Annotated in this window: 24 protein-coding genes and 1 pseudogene; 14 read left to right on the top strand and 11 right to left on the bottom strand. The window is 67.8% G+C overall.

Features of this window, described 5'->3' with window-relative positions:
* Nucleotides 1-47: 47 nt before the first annotated feature.
* Entirely contained in the window at nt 48-1,178 is a 1,131-nt protein-coding gene (locus ACQ86A_RS03070) for an ABC transporter ATP-binding protein (protein ID WP_431279156.1), read from the bottom strand.
* A 153-nt stretch (nt 1,179-1,331) separates the two neighbouring features.
* Nucleotides 1,332-2,246, bottom strand: coding sequence for a MurR/RpiR family transcriptional regulator (locus tag ACQ86A_RS03065; protein ID WP_431279155.1), 915 nt, complete (start codon nt 2,244-2,246; stop codon nt 1,332-1,334).
* Between the two features lie 213 nt (nt 2,247-2,459).
* Here ACQ86A_RS03065 and ACQ86A_RS03060 point away from each other — a divergent pair, with 213 nt between their 5' ends.
* Both ACQ86A_RS03060 and ACQ86A_RS03055 read left to right on the top strand, forming a co-directional pair.
* Complete coding sequence (locus tag ACQ86A_RS03060; protein ID WP_431279154.1) at nt 2,460-2,828, top strand: YciI family protein; 369 nt, start codon at nt 2,460-2,462, stop codon at nt 2,826-2,828.
* Complete coding sequence (locus tag ACQ86A_RS03055) at nt 2,825-4,069, top strand: RNA polymerase sigma factor (protein ID WP_431279153.1); 1,245 nt, start codon at nt 2,825-2,827, stop codon at nt 4,067-4,069. Before ACQ86A_RS03060 ends, ACQ86A_RS03055 begins: the two co-directional genes overlap by 4 nt.
* On the opposite strand, the gene ACQ86A_RS03050 is transcribed toward ACQ86A_RS03055, so the two are convergent.
* The 6 genes and pseudogenes from ACQ86A_RS03050 to ACQ86A_RS03025 form a co-directional block, all read right to left on the bottom strand.
* The gene (locus ACQ86A_RS03050) at nt 4,066-4,401 is read right to left on the bottom strand and encodes a PRC-barrel domain-containing protein (RefSeq protein WP_431279152.1); all 336 of its coding nucleotides are present in this window, start codon (nt 4,399-4,401) and stop codon (nt 4,066-4,068) included. The two genes, ACQ86A_RS03055 and ACQ86A_RS03050, sit on opposite strands and share 4 nt — an antisense overlap.
* On the bottom strand, nt 4,388-4,789 hold the full coding sequence (locus ACQ86A_RS03045; RefSeq protein WP_431279151.1) for a hypothetical protein: 402 nt from the start codon (nt 4,787-4,789) through the stop codon (nt 4,388-4,390). The genes ACQ86A_RS03050 and ACQ86A_RS03045 overlap by 14 nt, the downstream gene beginning before the upstream one ends.
* Nucleotides 4,786-6,014 (bottom strand): annotated as a pseudogene (locus ACQ86A_RS03040) (NRAMP family divalent metal transporter). Before ACQ86A_RS03040 ends, ACQ86A_RS03045 begins: the two are co-directional and overlap by 4 nt.
* The gene (locus tag ACQ86A_RS03035; protein WP_431279150.1) at nt 6,011-6,460 is read right to left on the bottom strand and encodes a hypothetical protein; all 450 of its coding nucleotides are present in this window, start codon (nt 6,458-6,460) and stop codon (nt 6,011-6,013) included. Before ACQ86A_RS03035 ends, ACQ86A_RS03040 begins: the two are co-directional and overlap by 4 nt.
* A 109-nt stretch (nt 6,461-6,569) precedes the next feature.
* Nucleotides 6,570-7,427 (bottom strand): alpha/beta fold hydrolase, encoded by an 858-nt coding sequence (locus ACQ86A_RS03030; RefSeq protein ID WP_431279149.1) that lies wholly within the window; start codon nt 7,425-7,427, stop codon nt 6,570-6,572.
* 2 nt (nt 7,428-7,429) lie between these two features.
* Nucleotides 7,430-8,269: an SDR family oxidoreductase gene (locus ACQ86A_RS03025; RefSeq protein ID WP_431279148.1), complete on the bottom strand. Its 840-nt coding sequence runs from the start codon at nt 8,267-8,269 to the stop codon at nt 7,430-7,432.
* A gap of 260 nt (nt 8,270-8,529) precedes the next feature.
* Here ACQ86A_RS03025 and ACQ86A_RS03020 point away from each other — a divergent pair, with 260 nt between their 5' ends.
* The 4 genes from ACQ86A_RS03020 to ACQ86A_RS03005 all read left to right on the top strand — a co-directional run bounded on the left by ACQ86A_RS03020 (nt 8,530) and on the right by ACQ86A_RS03005 (nt 12,071).
* Nucleotides 8,530-8,877: a hypothetical protein gene (locus tag ACQ86A_RS03020; RefSeq protein WP_431279147.1), complete on the top strand. Its 348-nt coding sequence runs from the start codon at nt 8,530-8,532 to the stop codon at nt 8,875-8,877.
* Between the two features lie 97 nt (nt 8,878-8,974).
* The gene (locus ACQ86A_RS03015; RefSeq protein ID WP_431279146.1) at nt 8,975-9,778 is read left to right on the top strand and encodes an arginase family protein; all 804 of its coding nucleotides are present in this window, start codon (nt 8,975-8,977) and stop codon (nt 9,776-9,778) included.
* A 63-nt stretch (nt 9,779-9,841) separates the two neighbouring features.
* On the top strand, nt 9,842-11,524 hold the full coding sequence (locus ACQ86A_RS03010; RefSeq protein ID WP_431279145.1) for a RecQ family ATP-dependent DNA helicase: 1,683 nt from the start codon (nt 9,842-9,844) through the stop codon (nt 11,522-11,524).
* 133 nt (nt 11,525-11,657) lie between these two features.
* Entirely contained in the window at nt 11,658-12,071 is a 414-nt protein-coding gene (locus tag ACQ86A_RS03005) for a hypothetical protein (RefSeq protein WP_431279144.1), read from the top strand.
* A 28-nt stretch (nt 12,072-12,099) separates the two neighbouring features.
* On the opposite strand, the gene ACQ86A_RS03000 is transcribed toward ACQ86A_RS03005, so the two are convergent.
* Nucleotides 12,100-13,065, bottom strand: a complete 966-nt coding sequence (locus tag ACQ86A_RS03000; protein ID WP_431279143.1) for an alpha/beta hydrolase — start codon at nt 13,063-13,065, stop codon at nt 12,100-12,102.
* Nucleotides 13,066-13,154: 89 nt separating this feature from the next.
* Between ACQ86A_RS03000 and ACQ86A_RS02995 the strand changes: the two genes are divergently transcribed.
* From ACQ86A_RS02995 to ACQ86A_RS02970, 6 genes are read left to right on the top strand one after another with little or no spacing between them, the layout of a single operon-like run.
* Entirely contained in the window at nt 13,155-14,198 is a 1,044-nt protein-coding gene (locus ACQ86A_RS02995) for a beta-ketoacyl-ACP synthase III (RefSeq protein ID WP_431279142.1), read from the top strand.
* A 29-nt stretch (nt 14,199-14,227) separates the two neighbouring features.
* Nucleotides 14,228-14,770: an enoyl-CoA hydratase/isomerase family protein gene (locus ACQ86A_RS02990; protein ID WP_431279141.1), complete on the top strand. Its 543-nt coding sequence runs from the start codon at nt 14,228-14,230 to the stop codon at nt 14,768-14,770.
* Nucleotides 14,736-14,996, top strand: coding sequence for an enoyl-CoA hydratase/isomerase family protein (locus ACQ86A_RS02985; protein WP_431280356.1), 261 nt, complete (start codon nt 14,736-14,738; stop codon nt 14,994-14,996). The genes ACQ86A_RS02990 and ACQ86A_RS02985 overlap by 35 nt, the downstream gene beginning before the upstream one ends.
* A complete protein-coding gene (locus ACQ86A_RS02980) occupies nt 14,993-15,685 on the top strand; it encodes an enoyl-CoA hydratase/isomerase family protein (RefSeq protein ID WP_431279140.1) in 693 nt (230 codons plus the stop codon). Before ACQ86A_RS02985 ends, ACQ86A_RS02980 begins: the two co-directional genes overlap by 4 nt.
* The gene (locus ACQ86A_RS02975) at nt 15,685-16,575 is read left to right on the top strand and encodes a DUF7064 domain-containing protein (protein WP_431279139.1); all 891 of its coding nucleotides are present in this window, start codon (nt 15,685-15,687) and stop codon (nt 16,573-16,575) included. Before ACQ86A_RS02980 ends, ACQ86A_RS02975 begins: the two co-directional genes overlap by 1 nt.
* Nucleotides 16,572-17,567, top strand: coding sequence for a phosphotransferase family protein (locus ACQ86A_RS02970; RefSeq protein WP_431279138.1), 996 nt, complete (start codon nt 16,572-16,574; stop codon nt 17,565-17,567). Before ACQ86A_RS02975 ends, ACQ86A_RS02970 begins: the two co-directional genes overlap by 4 nt.
* 3 nt (nt 17,568-17,570) lie before the next feature.
* Here the strand turns inward: ACQ86A_RS02970 and ACQ86A_RS02965 are convergent, their stop codons facing one another.
* Nucleotides 17,571-18,431, bottom strand: coding sequence for an SDR family oxidoreductase (locus ACQ86A_RS02965; protein WP_431279137.1), 861 nt, complete (start codon nt 18,429-18,431; stop codon nt 17,571-17,573).
* Nucleotides 18,432-18,595: 164 nt separating this feature from the next.
* On the opposite strand from ACQ86A_RS02965, the gene ACQ86A_RS02960 reads away from it, so the two are divergent.
* Entirely contained in the window at nt 18,596-20,278 is a 1,683-nt protein-coding gene (locus ACQ86A_RS02960) for an AMP-binding protein (protein WP_431279136.1), read from the top strand.
* Here ACQ86A_RS02960 and ACQ86A_RS02955 read toward each other — a convergent pair.
* Nucleotides 20,268-21,254, bottom strand: coding sequence for an NADPH:quinone oxidoreductase family protein (locus tag ACQ86A_RS02955; protein WP_431279135.1), 987 nt, complete (start codon nt 21,252-21,254; stop codon nt 20,268-20,270). The genes ACQ86A_RS02960 and ACQ86A_RS02955 overlap by 11 nt on opposite strands.
* A gap of 32 nt (nt 21,255-21,286) precedes the next feature.
* On the opposite strand from ACQ86A_RS02955, the gene ACQ86A_RS02950 reads away from it, so the two are divergent.
* Entirely contained in the window at nt 21,287-22,501 is a 1,215-nt protein-coding gene (locus tag ACQ86A_RS02950) for a beta-ketoacyl-[acyl-carrier-protein] synthase family protein (protein WP_431279134.1), read from the top strand.
* Nucleotides 22,502-22,930 lie beyond the last annotated feature (429 nt).

Here is a 22,930-nt window from a genome sequence, read left to right as displayed (position 1 = left end):
AGTGCTCCTTCGGGGGTGGGAGTGGTGAGACGGTCGTTGAGATTGGGTCAGGCGGGGATGGGGACTGAGGCCTCGATGGCCGGCAACTCGTCCGAGTCGGAGACCCATTCGAGTCGACGTCCGGTCTCGGGGTCGAAGAGGTGGATGCGCTCGAGCGCAGCGCCGAGCACGATCGCGTCGCCGCGGCGGTACCCGCCGAGCCCATCGCCTCGCGCAGTGAGCAGCGCATCCCCGGCACGGAGATACAGCACCTGCTCGCTGCCGAGGTTCTCGATGCGCTCGACCACTCCGTGAACGCGCAGCGCGCCGGTGGCGGAGTCTGCGACGCGAAGGTGCTCAGGCCGCACGCCGATCACGACATCGCGCTCGTCCACTTCACCCTGCCAGAGGCGGGCGTCCATTCCGGAGGCGCTGGCCGTGACCACACCGGCGGCCGAGCCCGCAACAGCGGGGACCAGGTTCATCGGCGGAGCGCCCACGAATCCCGCCACGAAGACAGAGGCGGGGCGGTGGTAGATCTCCTCGGGGGTGCCCGCCTGTTCGATGCGGCCGGCGTCGAGTACGACGATCTTGGTCGCCATCGTCATCGCCTCGACCTGATCGTGGGTGACGTAGACGAACGTCGCCGCGAGCCGGGCGTGGAGCTCGCTGAGCTCTTGACGCGTCGCTGTCCGCAGCTTGGCGTCGAGGTTCGAGAGAGGCTCATCCATCAGGTACGCGCTGGGCTGCCGCACGAGCGCCCGGCCGACCGCGACCCGCTGACGCTGGCCGCCCGACAGCTCGCGCGGCTTGCGCTGCAACAGTTTGTCGAGCCCGAGGGTGGCCGCAACGTCGCGCACCCTGGTGTCGCGCTCCTCCTTCGGCATGCGCAACACCGCGAGTGGAAAGGCGAGGTTCTTCGCGACACTCAGGTGCGGATAAAGCGCGTAGCTCTGGAAGACCATCGCCAGGTTGCGCTTCTTCGAAGGCAGGTCGGTGACATCCTGACCATCGATCACGATGCGCCCGGCGGTCGGTTCGAGCAGACCGGCGATCATGCGCAGCAGGGTGGTCTTACCGCACCCGCTCGGTCCCAGCAGAACGACGAAGTCTCCGTCCTCGATGACGAGGTCGACCTCGTCGACGGCCCGGTGGCCCTTGAACTGCTGGGTCAGCCCCAGGATCTCGATGCGGCTCACGCCTGCTCCTCACGGTCAAGTAATTTCATTCCGCAACTTTTATTCGCTGGGAATTTTCGTTACTTGGGCATCGTGTGCGGCGCAGGTGAACAAGAGGCAAAGTGCAGTGGACCACCCGGGAGACATTCCCGCAACAGGTGGCCGGGGCTCCGCTCAGTCGACTGTTTCGTCGTCGCGACCGGTGCTGTCGCGGCTGCCGTCCTCATCGCGGCCGACCAGCGACATGACACCCTCCATGACCGCCGGGTCCGTGGGAGGCCGTCCGGCGGCGGCCGAGATCGCCAATTCGAGCGCGGCGAAGAGGAGCACATGCGCGACGTTGCCCGTGATGAGACCGGTCGACCACTTCGCAATCGATGCACCGCACACGAGCGTCATATCGGAGAGCTCGTGCAGGCGAGAACGCTGATAGCCGGTGACACCGATCACCGTGGCTCCCGCCGCCCCTGCCGCCTCCGCCGAGCTCAAGGTGACCGGGTTGGACCCGCTGCCGCTGATACAGATACACACGTCACCGGCGCCGAGTGAGCGCGCGGTGAGCTGCTGCACGACGGCATCGGCCGGCGCTTCGCTGGGGCGACTCGAGTTCAGGAATCCGAGGGTGGCCAGTTGCGCTATCGGCGCCGACGCCCCGTTCCCGATGATCAGCAGCCGCTTCGCGCCCGCCATCGCGGCGACGGCCCGGTCGAACTCGTCGAAGTCGAGTGGCGCGAGTGCGTTCGCCAGCTCATCCCCCGCCGAACGGAACATCGACGGCAGCCACTCACGCGGCGTGCCTTCATGGCCTGACGCGACGGGCTCGAGTCGGGAGGGCAGATCGCGCAGAAGCAGCAACCGCAGGTGCTGGAACCCCTTGAATCCCAGGCTCTGGCACGCTCGGATCACCGTGGCCGCCGACGTTCCGGTTCTGGATGCAAGGTCGGCGGCTGACATCATCGCCACGTCTTCGGGATGCTCAACGACCTCCCTGGCGACCCGCTGCTCGCTCGGCACCAGCGCCGGGATCACCGAGTCGATGTAGCTGAGCGTGCCGCCGAACGGAGGATCGGCGTGCAGGGAATCCGTCATAGCCCGTGTCTACCACGTGCCGGCGGGCGGTTCAGGGCCGACGCCGGCAGGATCGGTCGCGTGTCTGCTCCCCACGGACGATCGTTCATCTCTTGTTCATGCTCCAGAATCCGTTTAAGAATTCGGGAAGTAGAGTGTCGATACTTCGCGATCGGCTCCGACCTTGTTGAGACTGCGGCAGGTGACCGCGGCGCACGACCGAAAGGAAGAACCGTGAAGTACATCATCCTCATGCAAGTCGACCCGGATGTTCTGGCTGCCCTCAGCGAGGAGCAGATGCAGGCCGTCGGCGACGGCCACCAGGCCTTCATCGCCTCCATCACGGAGTCGGGTGAGATGCTCAGCACGAACGCGCTCGGCGACCCCAGCCAGTCGACCGTGGTGCGCGGCCGGAGCGGCGTTCCCGAGGTCGTCGACGGACCGTTCGCCGAGACCAAGGAGTTCATGGGCGGCTTCTACCTCGTCGACGTCGAGTCGAAGGAGCGGGCGATCGAGCTGGCCAAGCAGATCCCGGACGCCGGCATCGAGGGCCTCGCGCTCGAGGTGAGACCCGTCATGTACTCGGCCGGGGTCGACATGTGACCATCCCGTCGATCGAGGGCCTGCTGCGCGACCTCGCGCCGCAGGTCCTCGCCGCGTTACTGCGGCGCTACGGGGGCACGCAGTTCGACATCTGCGAGGACGCGGTTCAGGATGCGATGCTCGCCGCACACCAGCAGTGGCCGGTCGACGGGCTCCCCGCGGACCCGCTCGCCTGGCTGATCACCACGGCACGGCGCCGACTCATCGACCAGATCCGGAGCGAGACCAGCAGACGGGAACGCGAAAACCGTCAGGTCGCGCTCGCCCACCCGCTCGCGGACGCGATCTCGACGCAGGCCGACGACAGCGTTCGGTTGCTCCTGCTCTGCTGCCACCCGGCACTTACGACACCCGCTCAGATCGCGCTGACCCTGCGCGCGGTGGCGGGGCTCACCACGGCTCAGATCGCGCACGCCTACCTGGTTCCCGAGTCGACGGTGGCTCAGCGGATCACGCGGGCGAAGGCGCGCATCCGGGAGTCCGGGTCGAATTTCCCGGACCCGGCCTCGGTGAGCGACCGCCTCGATCCGGTGCTCGCCGTGATCTACGTGATGTTCTCCGAAGGGCACACCGTCGCGGCGGGCGAGGAGCTCAACGACGTGCGCCTGACCGACGAAGCGATCCGGCTCACGCGGCTGCTGCACGCATCCCTTCCCGACAACCGCGAGGTCGCAGGGATGCTCGCGCTGCTTCTGCTGACCGACGCGCGTCGCCCCGCGCGCACCTCCCCCACCGGCATGCTCATCCCTCTCGATGAACAGGATCGGTCACACTGGAACCGGGATCTGATCGCCGAAGGGGTCGCCATTCTCGAGCAGACTCTCCCCGGGGCAACGCCGGCCGGTCCGTATGCCCTGCAAGCGGCCATCGCAGCCGTTCATGATGAGGCCACGACCGCCGCTTCCACGGATTGGCCGCAGATCCTGTTGCTCTACCGGCTGCTCGAGCGCCAGACCGACAATCCGGTCGTCACGCTCAACGCCGCCGTCGCCGAAGCGATGGTGAGCGGCCCGCTCGCCGGCCTCACCGCGGTCGAGCGGCTGGTGCAGAGCGGGCGCCAAGTCGACCCGCAACGAGTGGCCGCGGTTCGTGCGCACCTGCTCGAACGGGCGGGCAGAACCGTTGATGCCATCGACGAATACCGGAATGCGGCGAAGGGCACGCGCTCGATCCCCGAGCGGGACTACCAGATGCGGCGAGCGCAGCACCTGCGGGACGACGACGTGCCGTCGTCGGTCTAGTCGGGCAGCCGCGGGTTGACGCGTGCGTAGCCGGGGCGAAGGCGGATCGCTTCGGGGTCGAGCATCGCCACGTCCTCCCAGCGCACGAAGAAGGATCCGCGATGGCGCCAGCGCAGGAACTGCGCGATCAGCCAAGGCGACCTCTCGTCGGTGCGTTCGTACCCGAGGAATGACGACCCGGAGTGCGAGCTGACGACGAAGCCCGCGAGGCGCGCATCCGAGAGCAGTTGCCGGGGCGTGCCGTCGATCACGAACCGCGCGTCGATGACTCGGCCGACCCGGTTGCCATCGGGGTCGAACACCGGCGTCTGCATGAGGTCACTCAGGATCATGACGGCCTCCCGGGATGCGCGCGACGATATGGTCGCGCATCCACCGTTCCACCCAGGTCACATCGAGGTGCTCCCCGGAGACGCCGAGCGAGATGACGACACCGACGCGTTCGACGTCGGACCACGAGATGCGGTGCAGCCGGCTCCGCGGCGGCCGGCCGCCGAACATCCTGGTCCAGAGGGCAGAGCCGCTCACGAGGTTCTCGATGATCGGTGCGGGCGTTCCCGGTTCGATCGGTTCGTCGAACGGCACGTCGCTGAGTTCGAGGTCGTCGGCGGTGACGACCGGTACATCGTCGCGGTCGAGAATCTGTCGGTCCAGGATGTGCAGCTCGGCATCGAGCACCTGTCCCGCGTACGTCTCCGGGGGCTCCAGTTCGTCGGTCATGCGCCCATTCCCGTCACGATCATCAAGGGGATCGCCGCGATCGAGGCGACCAGGATGATCGCGAGATAGACCATCGCCACGGCGTTGGTCGCCTTGCCGTTCACATCCGAACCCATGTACTGCCGATCGTTCGCGACGATCAGAATCGGCAGATAGGTGAGCGGCAGCGCGATCGCGGAGAACACCACCGAGAACTCGGTCACGGCGACCGGGTCGACTCCGGTCGCGAGAACCCCGATTCCGATGAGGAGGGCGATGATCATGGTCAGGTGGAACCGTGCCGCCTGGGCGGGGCGCCGGAACTTGCCCCACGACCAGCCGAAGAACTGGGCCAGCGTGTATCCACTCGACAGCGTCGTCTCGAGCGCCGCCCCGAAGGTCGCTGCGACCATTCCGACGATGACGAATGCCAGGGCGAGTTTGCCGCCGGCCTCCGCCACGGGAAGCGCGACCTGCACCAACGAGGTCACCTCGATGCCGCGAGGAGGAGCACGATCGTCGCGCATGCGGCGATCGCCACCGAGAGGACACCGCCCAGGGGAAAGCCGACCAGCACGTTGATCCGCGACTGCGCGATGTCCTTCTTCTTCCACTTCTCCTCGACCGCTCCAGACGAGAAGAAGAACACCTCGTACGGCGTCATAGCCGCCCCGAACAGGGCGATGGCGTAGTACCAGTAGCTCGCGCCCGACTCGGTCGACGGAACGTGCGGCGCGATCGCCTGCCCGGCGAGAACCGCCCAGTTCGGATGCAGCAAGAACACCGCGACCGCGAAGACGATCAGAGTCAGCCCGAGAAGTCCGGTCACGTTCTCGAGGATCGAGAACTTCGCTCTCCACACGACAAGCCACACGGCGAACGCGGCGACCGGTATCCACAGGGTGGGCTCGATGCTGCTGGCGAGTTGCAGGGACAGCGCGATACCGCCGACCTCAGCCGTCAGAGTCAACAGATTGATGAGGAACGATGCGGCGAGGTTGGCCAGGCCGGTGCGTGGCCCGAGACGCTCGCGGATGATCTCGAACGTCGCGCGTCCGCTGACCGCGGCGACCCGTCCCGACATCTGCGCGAAGACGCAGATCCCGACCACGCCGACCACCACGACCCACGCCAACGTCAAACCGAATCGCGAGCCGACGACCGCGTTGGTCACGAGGTCACCGATATCGAGAAAGCCCCCGATAGCCGTCAGGACACCGAGCATCACACCGAGCAGGCGCTTCACTGCTTCTTCTCCAGCTCGTTCGACAGCGAAGTGAGGGTCTTGCCGGATGCACGCAGCGCGGGCAACGCCGCCGCCGCATCCTGAGCCACCGTCCGCTGCGCCGCGAGTACCGCATCTTCGGCGGTGCGGATCGCTTCGAGCGTTTTCCTCTGCAACTTCACGTCCGCTGACGCCGATGCTTGGACCGCCGTCGCCGAGGTCTCGGCATCGTTCAGCTCGGTCAGCGCGTCGCTCAGCGCGGTCTGCGTCGTCGGCAGGAATGTGCGATCAGCGGCCTGCTGGGTCATCGCGAGCACGGCGGTGTTCGCGGCCGACGCAGCCGACGAGGCGGACTGCGACAGGTCTGACGTCGTCGAAGAGCAGCCGGTCACCGAGGCGATCGAGGCCAGAGCCACACACAGCGCTGCAACCCGCGCGGCACGGCGGCCCGCGGCATCCTGTCTCATCACATCGAACACCGTAGACCTGACCGCAGCCCTGTCGGGAGCCCTTCTCGCGGTCGTCATTTCGGGGTAATCACTCCCCCGCCGCGGGTTGCCAGGCTGCCGCGAAGGCTCAGGCGAAGAACTCTCGGAGCGCAGAGGCGAGTTCGTCCGGGCGCTCTTCGGCCATGTGATGACCCGAGTCGATTCCGTACCCTCGAACGTCGGTCGCCCAATCCCGCCAGATGGCTACGGGATCCCCGACCAGCTGTTCGAGGTCGTCTCGCTCGGACCAGAGCACGAGCAGCGGCCGATCGACTCGCCGACCGGCAGCACGGTCGGCTTGCTCATCCGACCGGTCTACGGTCAACCCCGCGCGATAGTCCTCGAGCATCGCCCGGATCACCTCCGGTCGCCTCGTCGCCTGTCGCCATTCTTCGTAATTCTCGCGACCCATCTTTTCCGGGTCACCGCGATACCAGGCGTCCGGGTCGGCACCGATAACGCGTTCCGGGGTCGATGGTTGCGCGAAGAAGAACCAGTGCCACCATTGCGTCGCAAACTCGGGGGTGATCCTCTCGAGATGTTCGACGATCGGAATGCAGTCGAGCAGTGCGATCCGCTCGACCAGCTCCGGATGGTCGAGCACGAGCCGCAGGCCGACGTAACTCCCGCGATCGTGGCCGACGACGTGGAACCGATCATGCCCCAGGATGCGCATCAACTCGACCATGTCCCCTGCCACGGCACGCTTGGAGTGCGGCCGATGATCGGAGGTGGGCTCGGGTCCGGTCGACGCTCCGTAGCCGCGCAGATCCGGAACGACGACCGTGAAGCCCGCCGCCACGAGACCCGGAGCCACCCGATGCCAGGTCGCACCTGTGCGCGGATGGCCGTGCAGGAGCAGGATCGCCGGGCCCTCGCCGGCCCAGCGCACGTGAAGTGTCGCTTCGCCGACGTCGAGGTCGTCTACACGGAACCCTTCGAACACGACTACAGGATGGGTCGGCCGCCGGTGACCGCGATCCTCGCGCCCGACATGTAGCTCGCCTCGTCGGAAGCGAGCAGCACATACGCCGGCGCGAGTTCAGCGGGCTGCCCGGCACGCCCGAGCGGGGTGTCGTCGCCGAACGCCTTGACCTTCTCGACGGGCATCGTCGACGGGATCAGCGGGGTCCAGATCGGCCCGGGGGCGACGCTGTTGGCGCGGATTCCGCGATCACCGAGCAACTGCGCCAGGGATGCGGTCATGTTCGCGATCGCGGCTTTCGTTGCGGCGTAGGGCATCAGAGCCGGTGACGGAGAATCCGAATTCACCGAGGACGATCCGATGATCGACGCCCCCGCACTCATGTGCGGCAACGAGGCCTTCACCAGGTGGAAGAACGCTGAGATGTTCGTCGCGATGGTGTGGTCCCACTCCTCATCCGAGATCTCCTCGACCGTCTCATGGCTCATCTGGTACGCGGCGTTGCTGACGAGCACATCCAGCCGCCCGAATTCGTCGACGGTGCGAGAGACCACCTCTCGGCACTGAGCGGGGTCGGCGAGATCGCCGGGCAGCAGAAGGGCCTTGCGACCGGCCTCACGCACCCACCGGGCGGTGTCCTCGGCGTCGTCGTGCTCATCGAGATAGCTGATCGCGACATCGGCGCCTTCGCGTGCGTATGCGATCGCCACGGCCTTGCCGATCCCGCTGTCCGCGCCGGTGATCAGGGCCACCTTCCCGGCCAGCCGTCCCGAACCGCGATAGCTCTCCTCGCCGTGGTCCGGACGCGGATCCATCGCCTCCGTCGATCCCGGCGGTTGCTGCTGCTGCTCCGGAAATGCCATAACACCCTCCGCTTCTCTCTTGCCGAGCACCTGTCGGCCCGGTTTCGGGTACGACTCTCACCCGCTGTGAGGTGAAACGGAAGGGGATTGACCGTTTCCGGAACACGGTGCACGGTGGTCGCGAGATCGGATGGCGGGTCGAGCCGACAACGGAGCGGCCGACAAACCGCAGGCCCGGTCCTCGGCGGTGGCCGGCTTCGCGGCCGGTCGCCGCCGACCTGGCCGGGAAAGGCCGAGCCCACGATGGAGAGCGGGAGACGATGAGTGTGAAACTGAACCGGACAGCCCTGTCGCACGCGCGGCGGTTGGTCGAGCAGGGCAAGGTCGTCCGTGACCAGCGCGATGCCTGGAGCGAGGATGCGCCGAGCGCCGACGACGAGAACCGCTACATCGACAAGCACGGTTACGGCGACTACGGCGAGTGGTTCCTGGGCGTCGATACCGAGATGGGCGAAGACACCAAGGGCCGATACAGCTTTCCGTTCGGCGACTTCTCGAAAGTGCACCGGTGCGGAGTGATCTCACTCGAGAGCCGCGCCGCTCAGAACGACCACGACGACATCGCGAAAGCGGCCAAGAACCTGCTGGAGTTGATCGATAAGGAGTAATGCGCTCCAACTGCAGCGGTGGACGCCCGCAACGCACCGGTCAGGCACACTAGTATCTGACCGGCGCTCACTTACGCCGCTGTCAGCAAGGAGCACAATGCGACCGTCGATCATCGTCTTCGCCGGCAAGGTCGGCGATCACAATGATCGGGCAATGGCCGCGGCGCCGCTTGTGGGCGCGGAGATCTCTCGCCGACTCGACACCGAGCCGGTTCTGATCGGGAATCGTCGGCCTGCCACGAACCACGGATGGGCGCACGAGCTCTCCGATGGAGAACCCGAACTCCGCGCGCTCGCAGCAGTAGTGGACGAATCCTGGTCGGCTGGAACCCGGCCTGTCGTCATCGCCGGACGGAACACCGTTGCGCTCGCAACCCTGCCCGTTCTCGCACGCCGCCATCCGGGCGCCGTCATGGTGTGGATAGGCGCGGACACCTCCCTGAACACGCCGTCCACGACAAGGACCGGCTATCTCGGCGGTATGGTCCTTTCCGCCGCCTCGGGGTTGTGGAAGACGCCGCTCGGCGACGGTCTGCCGCTCTCGCACATCGTGTTCTGCGGCACCCGCGATGTTGAGCCGGTCGAGCATCTGCTCATCGAGTCCGGACTGGTCGCGCACGTTCACCAGCCCGGTCAGCCCCTCACAGATCTCGTCGACGCCATCGGCGGCAGGTCGGTATTCGTCCATTTCGCCTGCGATGCCTTGGATCCGGGGATCGTGCCCACCGACTACAGCATTGCCGGTGGCTACACGCTGGAGCAAGCGGCCGATCTCATCGCCATGTTGGCATCGCACAACGTGCTGGGGGTCGAAGTCACCGAACTGGAGATACCTTACCGGGGCGCGGATACGACCAGTGTGCCGGTGATCGTCGACCTTCTCGAGCCTCTCATCCGGTAGTCGGTTTCCGGATGCCCGACCGCGCGACTTGGCGTGCGCCGGCCGGCCTCCTACGGTGGTGCCATGTCTCGAAGCGCCGACCGCAGCACCGACAACGAGCGCAGCAGCGACAGCATCGCTCAGCGCATCCGGAACCTAGCAGCCGAGTCCTTCGGATGGCCCTCACTGCGTCCGGGCCTCGGCGAAGCGATGCAGGTACTGCTCGCGGGCGGGGACGTTCTGGCGGTCATGCCCACCGGTTACGGCAAGTCCTCGCTGTACCAGGTGCCGGGCGCGATCGTCGATGGCGTGACCGTCGTGGTGTCGCCGCTCATCTCGCTGCAGGAGGATCAGGTGCGCGCGCTGTCCGAAGCAGAGGGTGTGCCCGCGGCCGTGGCCGTCAATTCGACGAAAGGCGAACGCGCTGTCTCGGCGGCCTGGGATGCCCTGGCCGACGGCAGCGCCCGCTACGTCTTCCTCTCTCCCGAGCAGCTCGCCAACGCCGCGGTGCGCGACCGTCTGGCCGCGCTGAAAGTCGGCCTCTTCGCCGTGGATGAGGCGCATTGCGTGTCGGCGTGGGGCCACGACTTCCGCCCCGACTACCTGGTGCTGGGCGACGTGATCGCCGAACTCGGGCATCCGCCGACCCTCGCAGCGACGGCAACCGGGGCACCGCCCGTTCGCGAAGAGATCGTCGAGCGTCTCGGGCTCGTCGAGCCACAGCTGTTCTCCCACGGGTTCGATCGGCCGAACCTGCACCTGGCGGTGCGCCGGCACGAGTCCGACGCCGAGAAGCGCACGGCGGTGATCGACCAGGTGAGAGGGCTGCCGCATCCCGGACTCGTGTACACCTCGACCCGTCACGATGCCGAGGCTTACGCGCAGGCCTTCGAAGCCGAGGGGATGCACTCGGCCGCTTACCACGCGGGCCTGCCCAAGGCCGAGCGCGAGGCCGTCTACCGACGGTTCCTCGACGAAGAAGCAGAAGTGGTGACGGCGACGAGTGCGTTCGGCATGGGGATCGACAAGCGGGATGTGCGGTTCGTGGTGCACGCTTCTGTCACCGACTCGCTCGACAGCTACTACCAGGAGATAGGCCGAGCGGGTCGCGACGGGGAGCCGGCGAGCATCACGCTGCACTACCGTCCGGAAGACTTCGCACTGACCAAGTTCTTCTCCGGTGGCGAACCCGACGTCGAGGAACTCGAGCGCGTGTTCCTCGCTGTGCGCGATGAGCCAGGGGTCTCTCGGGATGCGCTCGCCGCGCGAATCGAACTGAGCCCGCGAACCGTCGCCCGGCTGGTGGGCCTGCTCGATGACGCCGGAGCGCTGACCGTGCACGAGGATGCGCTGCACGCCCGCCGGATGAGCGCATCCGGAGCCGCATCGGCCGCCGTCGAGCAGGCGGACGCACGACAGCGCGTCGAAGCCTCGCGAGCGCACATGATGCAGCAGTACGCGGAGACGTCCTCGTGTCGGCGGCAGTTCCTGCTCGGCTATTTCGGCGAGACGCTTCCTGAGCCGTGTGGTCACTGCGACACGTGCGAATCCGGAAGCGCCTACGAATGGGCGGCCCGGCACGACGTCGCGGTCGAGGACGCCTACCCGGTGGATGCGCAGGTCCGGCACGCCAAGTGGGGCGCCGGCGTCGTGATCAAGGCGGAGGAGGATCGCCTCACCGTCTACTTCGAGGAGCAGGGGTATCGGGTGCTCTCGGTGCAGGCGGTGCGCGACGGACACCTGCTCGAACGGGTCGCCGGCGAGTGACCGAGCGATTCTGACAACGCGAAATCGAACAGAGCAGGATCGGAGAAGCAGGCCTGATGGTCAGGACCATAGATTGATCTCAGTCCTGAAACAGACCCACATCCATCCAGACATCCAGACAAAGGGGGGCCTCATGGCCGAGACGTTCAGCAAGGAAGAGAAGGCGGCGATCAAGGCCGCTGTCGCAGAGAAGAAGGCCGCGCAGGAAGGCGCCGATGCTGCTGCCGCATGCGACGAGGCGATCGCCGCGATGACCGGCGCCGATAAGGAGATGGCCGAGGCCTTCCACCAGCTGGTGAAAGAGAACACGTCGCTGGCGGCAAAGACCTGGTACGGGATGCCCGCCTACGCCGACGCGGCCGGCAAGGTCGTCGTCGCCTTCAAGCCGGGTTCGAAGTTCAAGATCCGCTACGCGACGATCGAGTTCCAGCAGGCGGCGACACTCGATGACGGCAATGTGTGGCCGGTCGGTTACGCCCTCACCAGCATGAATGACGCCGACAAGAAGCGCATCGCCGGCGTCCTGAAGACCGCCGTCGCGGGGTAGCCCACTCGTATCGCTTTGGCTAGGCGGTTCAGCGAGCGAGAGTCGTGAAGAAGTCGACCGAGGCTGAGCTGATCTGCTTTCGCGCGTCGTCGTGGCTGATGGTGGGAGTGTTGTCGCCTGACTGGGGTCCGTAGTCGCCGAACTGCGAGTGCACGCCGCCCTGGATCACGGTGAAGACCGTGTCACCAGGGAGGTCCGACCGGGATGCCTGGATCTTGTCGGGCGTCGCCAGGCCGTCCCTGCTTCCTGAGATCGACTCGACCGGCGTCTTCAGCGAGGAGCTGATGTCGCTCGCCGGATACGACGCGTAGAGCAGCAGGCCCGCCACCGGTGCCGAATCGCCGGCCTTGCCCGCGTCGGCCTCCATCGCTGCCACCGTGCCGCCGAGCGAGTGACCGCCGACGACCCACTCCTTGACCTCAGGATGCCCCGAGCGAGCGGACTCCAGAGCTCCGGTCGCGAGAAAGGCGATGCCGAGGGGCTGCTTCGCGATGACGACGGTATGGCCCGCCTCAGACACAGGTCGCAGGACGGCCGCGTACGCTCGCGGATCGACGAGCGCGCCCGGCTGGAAGAGCAGACCCGTCCCATCGGCTGCCTTCCGCGGGTGCATGACGATCTCGGTGGGGGTTTCGGTCACGGTCACCGCGGAATCCGAGTGCATCGCGGCTAGCGCGGGCTCGACCGCGGTGTACGGACGCAACCATGCGGTGAGCGCCAGCCATCCGGAAGCGCCGACGATGAGCGCGACCCGACCGACCCGGCGCCAACCACCACGCCGCCGCCGCGGGGTGAGCGTCAGCCAGAATGCGGCGAGCGACACCAGCAGTGTGACGCCCAGCCAGATCGCATAGGCGGGGTGGCCGTGGACGATCGCACCCCAGCCGGTCAGGAGCGCCCATCCGCAGATGAACACGCCGATGAGGGCGACCGCGGCTCCGATCCAGCTCACCACGTCACGGCGGCGCTCCGCGGTCACGGGTTCCGGCTGCACGCCCCCAACCCTAGCCGTCGGGTGCTCTTCTCAGCGCGTTTCAGAACCCACCGCCCCCGACGGGTACGATCGAATGCGGAGGAGGACACGTGTCATCAAATCTGCGCAGTGCACGCTCCACTGCTTACTCCCGACTCCTCGGCGTCGCGGGGGCCCGAGGGCCCGAGCGCATCACCAACGATGAGCTCGCTGGACCTATCGACAGTTCCGACGAGTGGATCCGCCGGAGGACCGGCATCGAGACCCGCGCACGTGCTCCGCGCGAGGTGCTCGTCGAGGACATGGCCGAGGCGGCCGGGCGCGAAGCGATCGCTGCGGCGGGTATAGAGCCGTCCCAGATCGACGTGGTCATCGTCTCCACCGTCTCGTGGATGAACCCGACACCGGGCATGGCACCCATCGTGGCCGCACGGCTGGGCGTCTCACCGAGCGCAGCCGCGTACGACGTGAATGCGGGATGCGCCGGCTACTGCTACGGCGTCGGCCAAGCGGACGCGATGATCCGCTCCGGCCTCGCCCGCCACGTGCTCGTCATCGGTGCCGAGAAGCTCTCCGACTACGCCGACCCGACCGACCGCACCATCTCGTTCATCATCGGTGACGGCGCCGGCGCCGCAGTGATCGGTCCCAGCGACACCCCCGGGATCGGGCCCACGATCTGGGGCTCGGACGGCACGCACGCCGACGCCATCACCATGACGCACTCATGGCTGGATTACCGCTACGCCGGTCCCGACGAGCACATCGAGTGGCCGACGGCCAGACAGGAAGGGCCGTCCGTGTTCCGCTGGGCGACTTCGGTCGTGCCGCAGTTCGCGTCGCGTGCCATCGAGGAGGCGGGGCTCACTCCCTCCGATATCGACGTCTTCATCCCCCACCAGGCGAACCTTCGGATCATCGAGAGCCTCGTCGACCGCATCGGGCTGAGAGATGACGTGGTCGTGGCGCGCGACATCGTGGAGACGGGCAACACATCCGGCGCCTCCGTCCCGCTGGCCACGGAGCGGCTTCTGCGCGAGGGCGCAGCGCGCGGCGGACAACTGGCGCTGCAGTTCGGTTTCGGCGCGGGCCTCTGCTACGCCGCGCAGGTCGTCGAGTTGCCGAACGGGGTCGGCGCGGAAGTACTGCTGTGATCGGTCAATACGCCACGCTCTCAACGGCAATGCCTGAAGCGGGTGTGCTCGTCGTGACCCTCAACCGGCCCGAGAGACTCAACGCGATCACGGCCGAGATGTTCGGCGAGCTGCAGCGGGTCGCGGCCGACATCACCGATACCGCCGACATCCGTGTTGTCATCCTGACCGGCGCCGGGCGCGGCTTCTGTGCAGGCTACGACCTCGAAGAGGCGAAAGAACTCCCTACTCTGAGCGCAACCGCGATGCTCGATCGTCAGGAACTCGCCATGCGCGCCCTCGTGGCGATCCGCGACCTCCGCGTGCCTGTGATCGCGGCAGTGAACGGTCCCGCGGCGGGCGGCGGGTTATCCCTGGCGTTGGCCGCAGATATCCGACTGGGCGCGCCGCAAGCGAGCTTCACCGCGGCGTTCACTCGCATCGGCTTGTCGATCGGCGACCTGGGGGCATCCTGGTTGCTCCCCGGATCATCGGACCTGCGGCTGCAGCCGAACTGGCCTTCACAGGGGGTCGCTCGACGCGCAAGATGCGTACCGCCTGAGGCTGCTGAATCGAGTCGTCGAGCAAGGTGATCTTCTGGCAGCCGCAGTGGACCTCGCTCGTCAGATCGCTCGCAACTCACCTGCCGGGGTGCGGCTGTCGAAACGTGCATTGCAGGCCAACCTCGAGATCGCCTCGTACTCCGCGGCGCTGGAACTCGAGAACCGCGGCCAAACCCTGCTGACCCGCACCGACGACATGGGCGAGGCGCTGCAGGCGTTCCTCGAGAAGCGCCCAGCCGAGTTCCAGAACCGATGACCGACGTCCGGCTGCAGTCGACCGGCGACGGCGTCTCGGTTCTCACCCTCGATGGTCGCGGCAACGCGATGGACGACGGAGTTTTCCGGGAGTTGCGTGCCGCCGCCGACACCGTGCGGCAAGACGGAACGCGCGCGCTCATCCTCACCGGGGCAGGCCGTGTGTTCTGTGCCGGTTTCGATCTCGCACTTCTGCCCGCGCTGCGTGCGCTGAGCGTGCCCGAGTTCCTCGATCTCGAAGACCGCGCGAGCGGAGCCATCGCTGCCATCCACCGACTTCCGTTCCCGGTGCTGGCAGCGGTGAACGGCGCTGCGGCCGGCGGTGGACTGTCGCTCGCCCTCGCCGCCGATGTGCGCATCGCGTCAGCCGATGCGACGTTCAGTGCCGCGTTCGCGCGGGTCGGCTTCTCGGTAGGAGAGCTCGGAACATCGTGGATGCTGTCCCGACTGGTCGGGCCGGGCATCGCAGCCGAACTCAGCTTCACCGGCCGGAGCGTGGATGCGACCGAAGCGATGCGCATCGGGCTAGTGAACACCGTGGTGGATGCGGCACTGCTCCAGGAGCGGACGCTGGAACTCGCGCGCACACTGGCAGCGGACCGCGAAGACGGCATGGCGAAGCGGTCCATCCTCGTGGACGAGGAGATCGCGTCGTACGAGGCCGCCATGCTGTCGCGGACGGTTCGCTGATGGCGCTCTCCCCGGCGGACGACCGGCGACACCTGGCCGCGCCGGGTCTTCGTACACGCGACAGCCTGTTCTGGCAGGCTGCACTGCCGGAGGAGCGGCTCGGTGTGCAGCTCTACCTTCCGATCGGCGGCCGACGCGCCGGCTGGAACCTCGCCGTCTGGGGTGACGGAATCGGTGAGCCGGTCCAGCAGGTGGGCTCGGCCGAGCTGCCGGAGGGCGCCGACCTCGACGACCTCGCCGCGGGCGGTATCCGGGTGCGGCATGGCGACCCGCTCCGGGCGGTGACCATCGACGCCGAGACGGATCGAGTGCAGTTGCACGCCGAGTTCACCGGGCGGCACGCGGCATACAGCTACCGCGACTCGCCCGGAGGCCTGCCAGAGTGGTTCGCCGTCGACCGCTTCGAACAGACCGGACGCCTCACCGGCTCCCTGCGCGTCGACGGCCGCGAACTGCGGCTCGACACCATCGGCCATCGCGACCACTCGTGGGGCCGGCGCGACTGGCGGATGCCGCAGCACTGGACCTGGTTCGTCGCGTACGCCGGGGACCGGAGTGTGAACGGCTGGATCTGGATCGCTGCGGGAACGTGGGGCTTCGCAGGGTACGTCGCCGACGGCGAGACCGTGACCGCCGTGGACCGGATCGAGCACCGAGTGCGTTTCGACGATCAGTACGACCAGCGTTCGCTTGACGCGACGGTCGTCGACGTGACCGGCCGCCGCACCCGCATCGAGATGGAGTCTTTCGGAGTCCTGCGGTTGCCCGACGAACGAAGCGGCAGCGAAGTGCGCGAGGCTGCCTGCCTCGCGCGCATCGACGGGGTGGAGGGTGCCGGGCAGCTGGAGTGCGAGTGGCCCATCGAGTACCTCCGCCACCTGACGGCATGACACCGGCGACCCTGCGCCGGCTGGCTCGGTGGCTGGAGCAGCGCGGCCTGCTCGCTGCGGCACCGGTGACCGCGCGCCTCGCGGGAGACGGGCACTCCAACCTGACCTATCTCGTCAGCGACGGCGAGCGCACCGTCGTCGTGCGTCGACCTCCTCCTCCGCCCACGCCGCCGGGCGCGAACGATGTGCTCAGGGAGGCGAGCATCCTGAGGTCTCTGGCCGGCTCGGGCATCCCCGTTCCCGATGTGCTCGCCCAGGGCGAGACCGACGAGGTGTTCGACGTTCCATTCTTCGTGATGAGGTACGTGCCGGGCCCGATCGTGACCGATCGCGCGCCCGACGGCATCGAACGCGCACGCCTCGGCCGCAATCTGACGGCCGCTCTGGCCGGTTTGCATGCCGTGGACTGGGTGAGCGCGGGCCTCCGCGGCAACCCCGACGGTTCCAACATCCGTCACCGCGCACGCCTGGCCAGGCTCATCGCCCTCGACGGTGAGCCGCCAGCGGAATTCGCCGACGTCGACGCCTGGCTCGTCGCGCACGCACCGACGGAAAGCGGTGCCGCGCTCGTCCACAACGACTTCCGTCTCGGCAACGTGATCCTCGACGCCTCAAACCCGTCGCGTATCGCCGCCGTACTGGACTGGGAGCTCGCTGCCGTCGCGGATCCGCTCGTCGATGTCGGCTACCTTGTCGCATCCTGGGCCGAGCCCGGGCGGGAGCCGGCAACTGCGATCGAACGGCTCGGAGCCGCATCCTCGCGCGGCGACTTTCCGACACGGCTCGAGCTCGTCGACTGGTACGAGGAAGCGTCCGGCCGCACCGTGGGCGACCTCGCCTGGTATGTCGTTCTCGCTGAGTGGAAACTCGCCGTGTTGTGGGAGTACAACCGCCGTCGGTTCGACGCCGGCGTCGGCGATGCCTTCTACGCCGATCCGACCCACGTCACCGAGTTCCTCGACGTCGCCCGACGCTGGGCTGAGCGTGCTTAGCCCTCAGCTACGCGGCCGATTCGCCTCGCTGGCCGCTCGTGCCCGCTCCCGGATGCGCATCCAGTCCTCGTCACGGAGTTCGGCGAGCGGCGCGAAGGTCGCCGGACCGGCAAGCCGCTGGGCGCCATCCATCGCGATCGTCTCACCGGTGAGATAGTCGCACGCGTCGGACAGCAGGAAGGCCACGAGATTGGCGACCTCCTGCGGTGTGCCGAGCCGCCCCAACGGAACGCCGCGCGGATCGGTCGCGGCCACCACATCGTCTCGTCCAGGGTCGAGCATCTGCCAGGCGAAGTCCGTGTGCACGGGACCGGGCGCGATCGCATTGAGCCGGATCCCATACTGCGCCCACTCCGCTGCCAGCGACAGTGTCATGGCGTGCACCGCCGCCTTGGCCATGGCCGACGGGACGACGTACGCAGACCCGGTCCACACCCACGAGGTCAGTAGCGACACCACCGCTCCCGGACGTCCGGCGGCGATCCACCGCGTTCCAGCAGCGTGCGTGGTGTTGTACGAGCCGTCCATGACGGTCGAGACGACCGCGCGGTACGCACGCGGACTGAGCCCCGCGGTCGGCGCGACGAAGTTCGCCGCGGCGCCATTCACCACCCCCGTCACGGGTCCGAGTTCCTCGGCGGCGTCGAAGGCCGCTTCCACGGCGTCGGCATCACGGACGTCGACACTCTGCGCGACGCTGCTGCCGGGGCGGATCGACTCGAGGCTCTCGTTCACCTCGGCGAGCGACGCTTCCCGTCGTCCCCACAGGTGCACCACCGCACCCAACTCGGCGAGCGTGCGGGAGATCTCACCGCCGAGACCGCCGCCCGCACCCGTCACCACGATCCGATGGCCGGTGAGCAAGTCGTGACGGTACGGCTGAGACATGCGCGAGCGTCTCCCTTCGAAGCGGCCTCTGGGTCGCTGCTAACGTTACATTCACCGAAGACGTGCCGGACTTGGTCCGCATGGACGCGTATGCCAGCCCGACCATCTTCCGTTTCGTTGTCTCGATACGAGAGGAAGCCATGGCCGTTTCGACCACAGACCAGCTGGGACCGCACACCGCCCACGACATCGCCCGCTACTACGCAGACGGAGACTGGCAGCACGAAGTGCTCGCCCAGATCGTCCAGCGTCAGGCCGGGGAGCGAACCGACCAGGTGTTCGTGAGCGACGGAGACACCTCGTTCACCTACGGCGAACTGTACGACCGCGCCGTCCGTCTGGCGACCGGCCTGCGCGGGCTCGGCGTCGAGCGCGGGGACCGCGTTGCGGTACAGCTGCCGAACTGGGCGGAATTCGCGGTCGCGGTCGTCGCGATCTCGCGGTTGGGGGCTGTGCTCGTTCCGATCATGCCGATCTTCCGGTTCGACGAGGTCAACTACATGGTGGGTCATTCCGGCGCTGTCGTGTCGATCAGTCCCGAGTTCTTCCACAAGTTCGACTACCGCGAGATGTACCGGGAGGTGCGTGCCGCTACGCCCGGGCTGCGACACAGCCTGATCGTTCGCGGCGACCGTCCCGGCGGCGACAGCGAGTCCGACCTTGAGGCGTTCTACGCCGAGGGCGATCTCGCAGAACTGGATGCGGCGCTCGGCGCACCCGCTGATGCCGACGAACCCTGCCTCATCGTCTACACCTCCGGTACCACGTCGCGGCCGAAGGGCTGCCTGCACACGTTCAACACGATCCACGCCTCGGCGAAAGCCATGATCGCGCGACTCGGCATCGACGACTCCGATGTCTTCTTCAACCCGTCGCCGGTGTCTCACTCGACAGGACTCGTCACCGGACTGCTGATGCCGATCCTGGCCGGAGCCGGAACGCACTTCCAACCCGCCTGGGACCCGGAGGACGGCCTGCGCCGCATCGCGGAGTACGGCTGCACGGTGACATACACGGCGACGACCTTCATCTCCACCGTCATGCAGGCGTACGAGGAGGGGCGCCACGATGTGAGCTCGATGCGGTACTGGGTCTGTGCCGGCGCGCCCATCCCCGGCGCCATCGTGCAAGCAGCACGCTCGCTCTTCCCTCGCTGCTCGGTGCTCAGCCTCTACGGTCGCAGCGAGAACATGACGACGACGATGTGCGGGCCCGACGACGCTCCCGAACGGTCTGTGACCTCGGACGGCCGCGCCCTCCCCTCCGCCGACGTGATCGCCGTCGACCGTCAGGGAGTGCGCGTCCCGAACGGCACCGAGGGCGACCTGGCGTACCACGGGCCCTCTCACATGCTCGAGTACTACCGCGACCCCGATCAGACCGCCGCGCTCTACACGGCAGACGGATTCTCGCGGTCGGGGGATCTCGGAATCCAGGACGACCAAGGCTTCGTACGTGTCAGCGGGCGGGTGAAAGACATCATCATCCGCGGCGGGCTGAACATCTCCAGCCGCGAGGTCGAGGACTTGCTCTCGGGCCATCCTGCGATCCGCGCGGTCGCGGTTGTGGCGATGCCGGATGCGCGTCTCGGCGAGAAGTCGTGCGCCTTCGTCGTGCCCGCGGCCGATGCCGACCCGCTCACGCTCGTCGACGTGAACGAGTACCTGCAAGCGCACAAGGTCGCGGTGCAGAAGCAGCCCGAGCGCCTCGAAATCGTCGAGGAACTGCCGATGACCGCCGTGGGCAAGATCCGCAAGAACGTGCTGCGAGACCAGATCGCGGCAACGCTGAGGGCCGAGCTGAACACATCCGTCAACTCCTGACGCGCACCACGATCTTCCCGGCCGTGCGGCCCTCGCCCGACGCGACGAGGGCCGCTGCAGCATCCTCGAACGAGTAGGCGGCTCCGACCAGCGGGTGGATGCGCCCTTCCGCGAGCAATCTCTCCACTTCATCCCGCACACGCGCTAAAGTCCCGGGATGCTCCGCGTCCATCGTGTCCATCGATACGCCCGTCACGGTGAGGTTGCGCAGCAGCAGCCGGTTGACGCGCACGGCCGGGATCGAGCCGCCTGCGAATCCGATGACGACCAAGGTCCCGCCGATTCGCAGCGCCCGCAATGAATCGGTGAACCGGTCGCCGCCCACGGGATCGAGAACCGCATCCACGCCATGTCCACCGGTCAGCTCGCGAACCCCGTCGAGCCAGTTCCCGTCAGACCTCAGCACTGCTGTCGCTCCCGCCGCGCGGGCGACACGCTCTTTCTCATCCGAAGACACGACAGCGACAGCGCGGACGCCGAACACGGCCGCAAGGTCGAGGAGCGCCGTTCCGACGCCGCCGGCAGCGCCGTGCACGAGCACAGTGTCCCCCGGCTGCACCCGCGACCGGTGGTACGCGTACCAGGCGGTCGACCAATTGAGATACACGGCCGCGCCGTGCTCGAAGTCCATGCTGTCCGGAAGCTTGACCGTGTACTCCGGCGCGACGACCGCGCGCTCGGCGAGTCCGCCCCAGAAGACGATGCTGCCGACCCGGTCGCCCGGAGTGAACCCGCTGCCCGCATCCGCCTCGACCACCACCCCTGCGATCTCGCTGCCGGCCACATAGGGCGGCGGCGCACCGTACTGGTACGCCCCGTTCGCCTGAAGTGCATCGATCACGGACAGTCCCGTCGCGTGCACCTCGACGACGACACGTTGGCCGCGGGCCCGCTCGTGCGACCCGACGGGTTCGGGAACCTCCGCGATCCGAGCCGCCGCGGGACCGTCGAGGGCGGGGACGACCAGCGCATGCATGTCTCTCACGTTACCGGTGAGAGGATCGATGTATGGACTCCACTCGACGCGTGCTGATCACCGGACTCGGCGGGGTGACTCCGTTGGGTGCTGACGCCCCTTCCACCTGGGAGGCCCTGCTCGCCGGGCACTCCGGCGTGACGCGCATCGAGGAAGAGTGGGCCGACCGCATCCCTGTCCGCATCGCGGGCGTTGTGAAGAGCGACCTCAGCGAGCGCCTCACCGTTCCTCAGACCAAGCGCCTCGACCGGGCGGAACAGTTCGCCATGCTCGCCGGTCGCGAGGCCTGGCAGGATGCCGGCGCGCCGGCGGTGGACCCCGAGCGTTTCGCGATCGCCGTCGGGTCGGCGATCGGCGGTCTGACCACGACGCTCGCACAGCAGGCTCAGCTGGAGGACAACCCCCGCAGGGTCTCCCCGCACACGGTCACGATGATGATGGCGAACGGCTCTGCCGCCTGGCTCGCGATCGAGCTCGGGGCGAAGGCAGGCGCACGGACGCCCGTCAGCGCCTGCGCGTCCGGCTCGGAGGCCATCATGATGGGCTGGGAGATGATCCGGGCCGGCACGGCAGACATAGTCCTCGCCGGAGGAACGGAAGCGTGCATCACTGGGCTGACCCTGGACTCCCTCGCCCAGACCCGCGCACTCTCGCGCCGCGAAGAGGACCCCGCCGCCGTGTCCCGCCCGTTCGACGTCGATCGCGACGGGTTCGTCCTCGGCGAGGGCGCCGCCATAGTCGTGCTGGAAAGCGAGGCGCACGCACGCGCGCGCGGCGCGACCGCGATCGCCGAGGTCCTGGGCGCCGCGCTGACCTCCGACGCCCTCGACATCGTCAACGCCGACCCGGTCAACCAGGAGCGGACGATGCGGTTGGCGCTTCGCTCCGCGGGCGTCGCGCCGTCGGAGGTCGGATTCGTTCACGCGCACGCGACGTCCACATCCGTCGGCGATGCGAACGAGGGTCGGGCGATCGCGTCCATCGTCGGCCCTGACGTGCCGGTCACATCGACCAAGGGGGCGCTCGGCCATCTGCTCGGCGCGGCCGGCTCCCTCGGAGCGCTCGTTGCCGCTCAAGCGCTGCGCGCCGGACGCATCCCTCACATTGCGACCACGACTACCGTTGATCCGGAGATCCGGCTCGACGTGGTGACCGGGCAGCCGCGCGATCTGGGCGCGGGCGTCGCCCTCGTGAACGCGTTCGGTTTCGGCGGCCACAACGTCTCCCTGGTCCTGGCCCGCGCCTGATGCGCACCATCCATGGCGGGCCCGAGGCCCTGTTCAGGGTCACGGATCTCACCTCCAGCCCGTCCGGGTCGACCGGCACGATGCAGTTGGGCGCCTGGTCCACCGGCCGGGACGGGCGCACCGCTCTCGGGGCGCTCGGTGTGCTCGCCGACGACACGCTCGGCTACGCGCTCGTCGCTCACGCACCCGCCGAGCACTGGTCGGTCAGCATCGAGATCACCCTGGACGAAGTCGCCGAGCTACCGGGTTCCGGTTCCACACTGCAGGCGGATGCTGCCGTCGTCAGCGCGGATCGCCACGGCGCGTACGCCGAGGGGACGATCCGCGACGAGACGGGCAAGCTGCTGGTGCGGACATCGCAGCGTGGCCGATGGGTCGGCCTTCGGGGTTGCGCGACCCCCACCTCCACTGGGACTCGATCATCAACCC

Origin of the sequence: Leifsonia poae (genome assembly GCF_050632195.1) — a bacterium.
In the GTDB taxonomy this organism is placed as follows: Bacteria; Actinomycetota; Actinomycetes; order Actinomycetales; family Microbacteriaceae; genus Leifsonia; species Leifsonia poae_C.
Note: the sequence above shows the minus strand (reverse complement) of the source record. Positions and strands in the feature narration are given on the sequence as shown.

Bases quoted from the DNA above. Each gene is read 5' to 3' on its own strand.
- ACQ86A_RS03065 (WP_431279155.1), bottom strand. From the start codon at position 2,246: ATGACGGATTCCCTGCACGCCGATCCTCCGTTCGGCGGCACGCTCAGC.
- ACQ86A_RS03050 (WP_431279152.1), bottom strand. From the start codon at position 4,401: ATGATCCTGAGTGACCTCATGCAGACGCCGGTGTTCGACCCCGATGGC.
- ACQ86A_RS03045 (WP_431279151.1), bottom strand. From the start codon at position 4,789: ATGACCGACGAACTGGAGCCCCCGGAGACGTACGCGGGACAGGTGCTC.
- ACQ86A_RS03035 (WP_431279150.1), bottom strand. From the start codon at position 6,460: ATGAGACAGGATGCCGCGGGCCGCCGTGCCGCGCGGGTTGCAGCGCTG.
- ACQ86A_RS03025 (WP_431279148.1), bottom strand. From the start codon at position 8,269: ATGGCATTTCCGGAGCAGCAGCAGCAACCGCCGGGATCGACGGAGGCG.
- ACQ86A_RS03020 (WP_431279147.1), top strand. From the start codon at position 8,530: ATGAGTGTGAAACTGAACCGGACAGCCCTGTCGCACGCGCGGCGGTTG.
- ACQ86A_RS03015 (WP_431279146.1), top strand. From the start codon at position 8,975: ATGCGACCGTCGATCATCGTCTTCGCCGGCAAGGTCGGCGATCACAAT.
- ACQ86A_RS03010 (WP_431279145.1), top strand. From the start codon at position 9,842: ATGTCTCGAAGCGCCGACCGCAGCACCGACAACGAGCGCAGCAGCGAC.
- ACQ86A_RS03005 (WP_431279144.1), top strand. From the start codon at position 11,658: ATGGCCGAGACGTTCAGCAAGGAAGAGAAGGCGGCGATCAAGGCCGCT.
- ACQ86A_RS02990 (WP_431279141.1), top strand. From the start codon at position 14,228: ATGCCTGAAGCGGGTGTGCTCGTCGTGACCCTCAACCGGCCCGAGAGA.
- ACQ86A_RS02980 (WP_431279140.1), top strand. From the start codon at position 14,993: ATGACCGACGTCCGGCTGCAGTCGACCGGCGACGGCGTCTCGGTTCTC.
- ACQ86A_RS02975 (WP_431279139.1), top strand. From the start codon at position 15,685: ATGGCGCTCTCCCCGGCGGACGACCGGCGACACCTGGCCGCGCCGGGT.
- ACQ86A_RS02970 (WP_431279138.1), top strand. From the start codon at position 16,572: ATGACACCGGCGACCCTGCGCCGGCTGGCTCGGTGGCTGGAGCAGCGC.
- ACQ86A_RS02960 (WP_431279136.1), top strand. From the start codon at position 18,596: ATGGCCGTTTCGACCACAGACCAGCTGGGACCGCACACCGCCCACGAC.
- ACQ86A_RS02955 (WP_431279135.1), bottom strand. From the start codon at position 21,254: ATGCATGCGCTGGTCGTCCCCGCCCTCGACGGTCCCGCGGCGGCTCGG.
- ACQ86A_RS02950 (WP_431279134.1), top strand. From the start codon at position 21,287: ATGGACTCCACTCGACGCGTGCTGATCACCGGACTCGGCGGGGTGACT.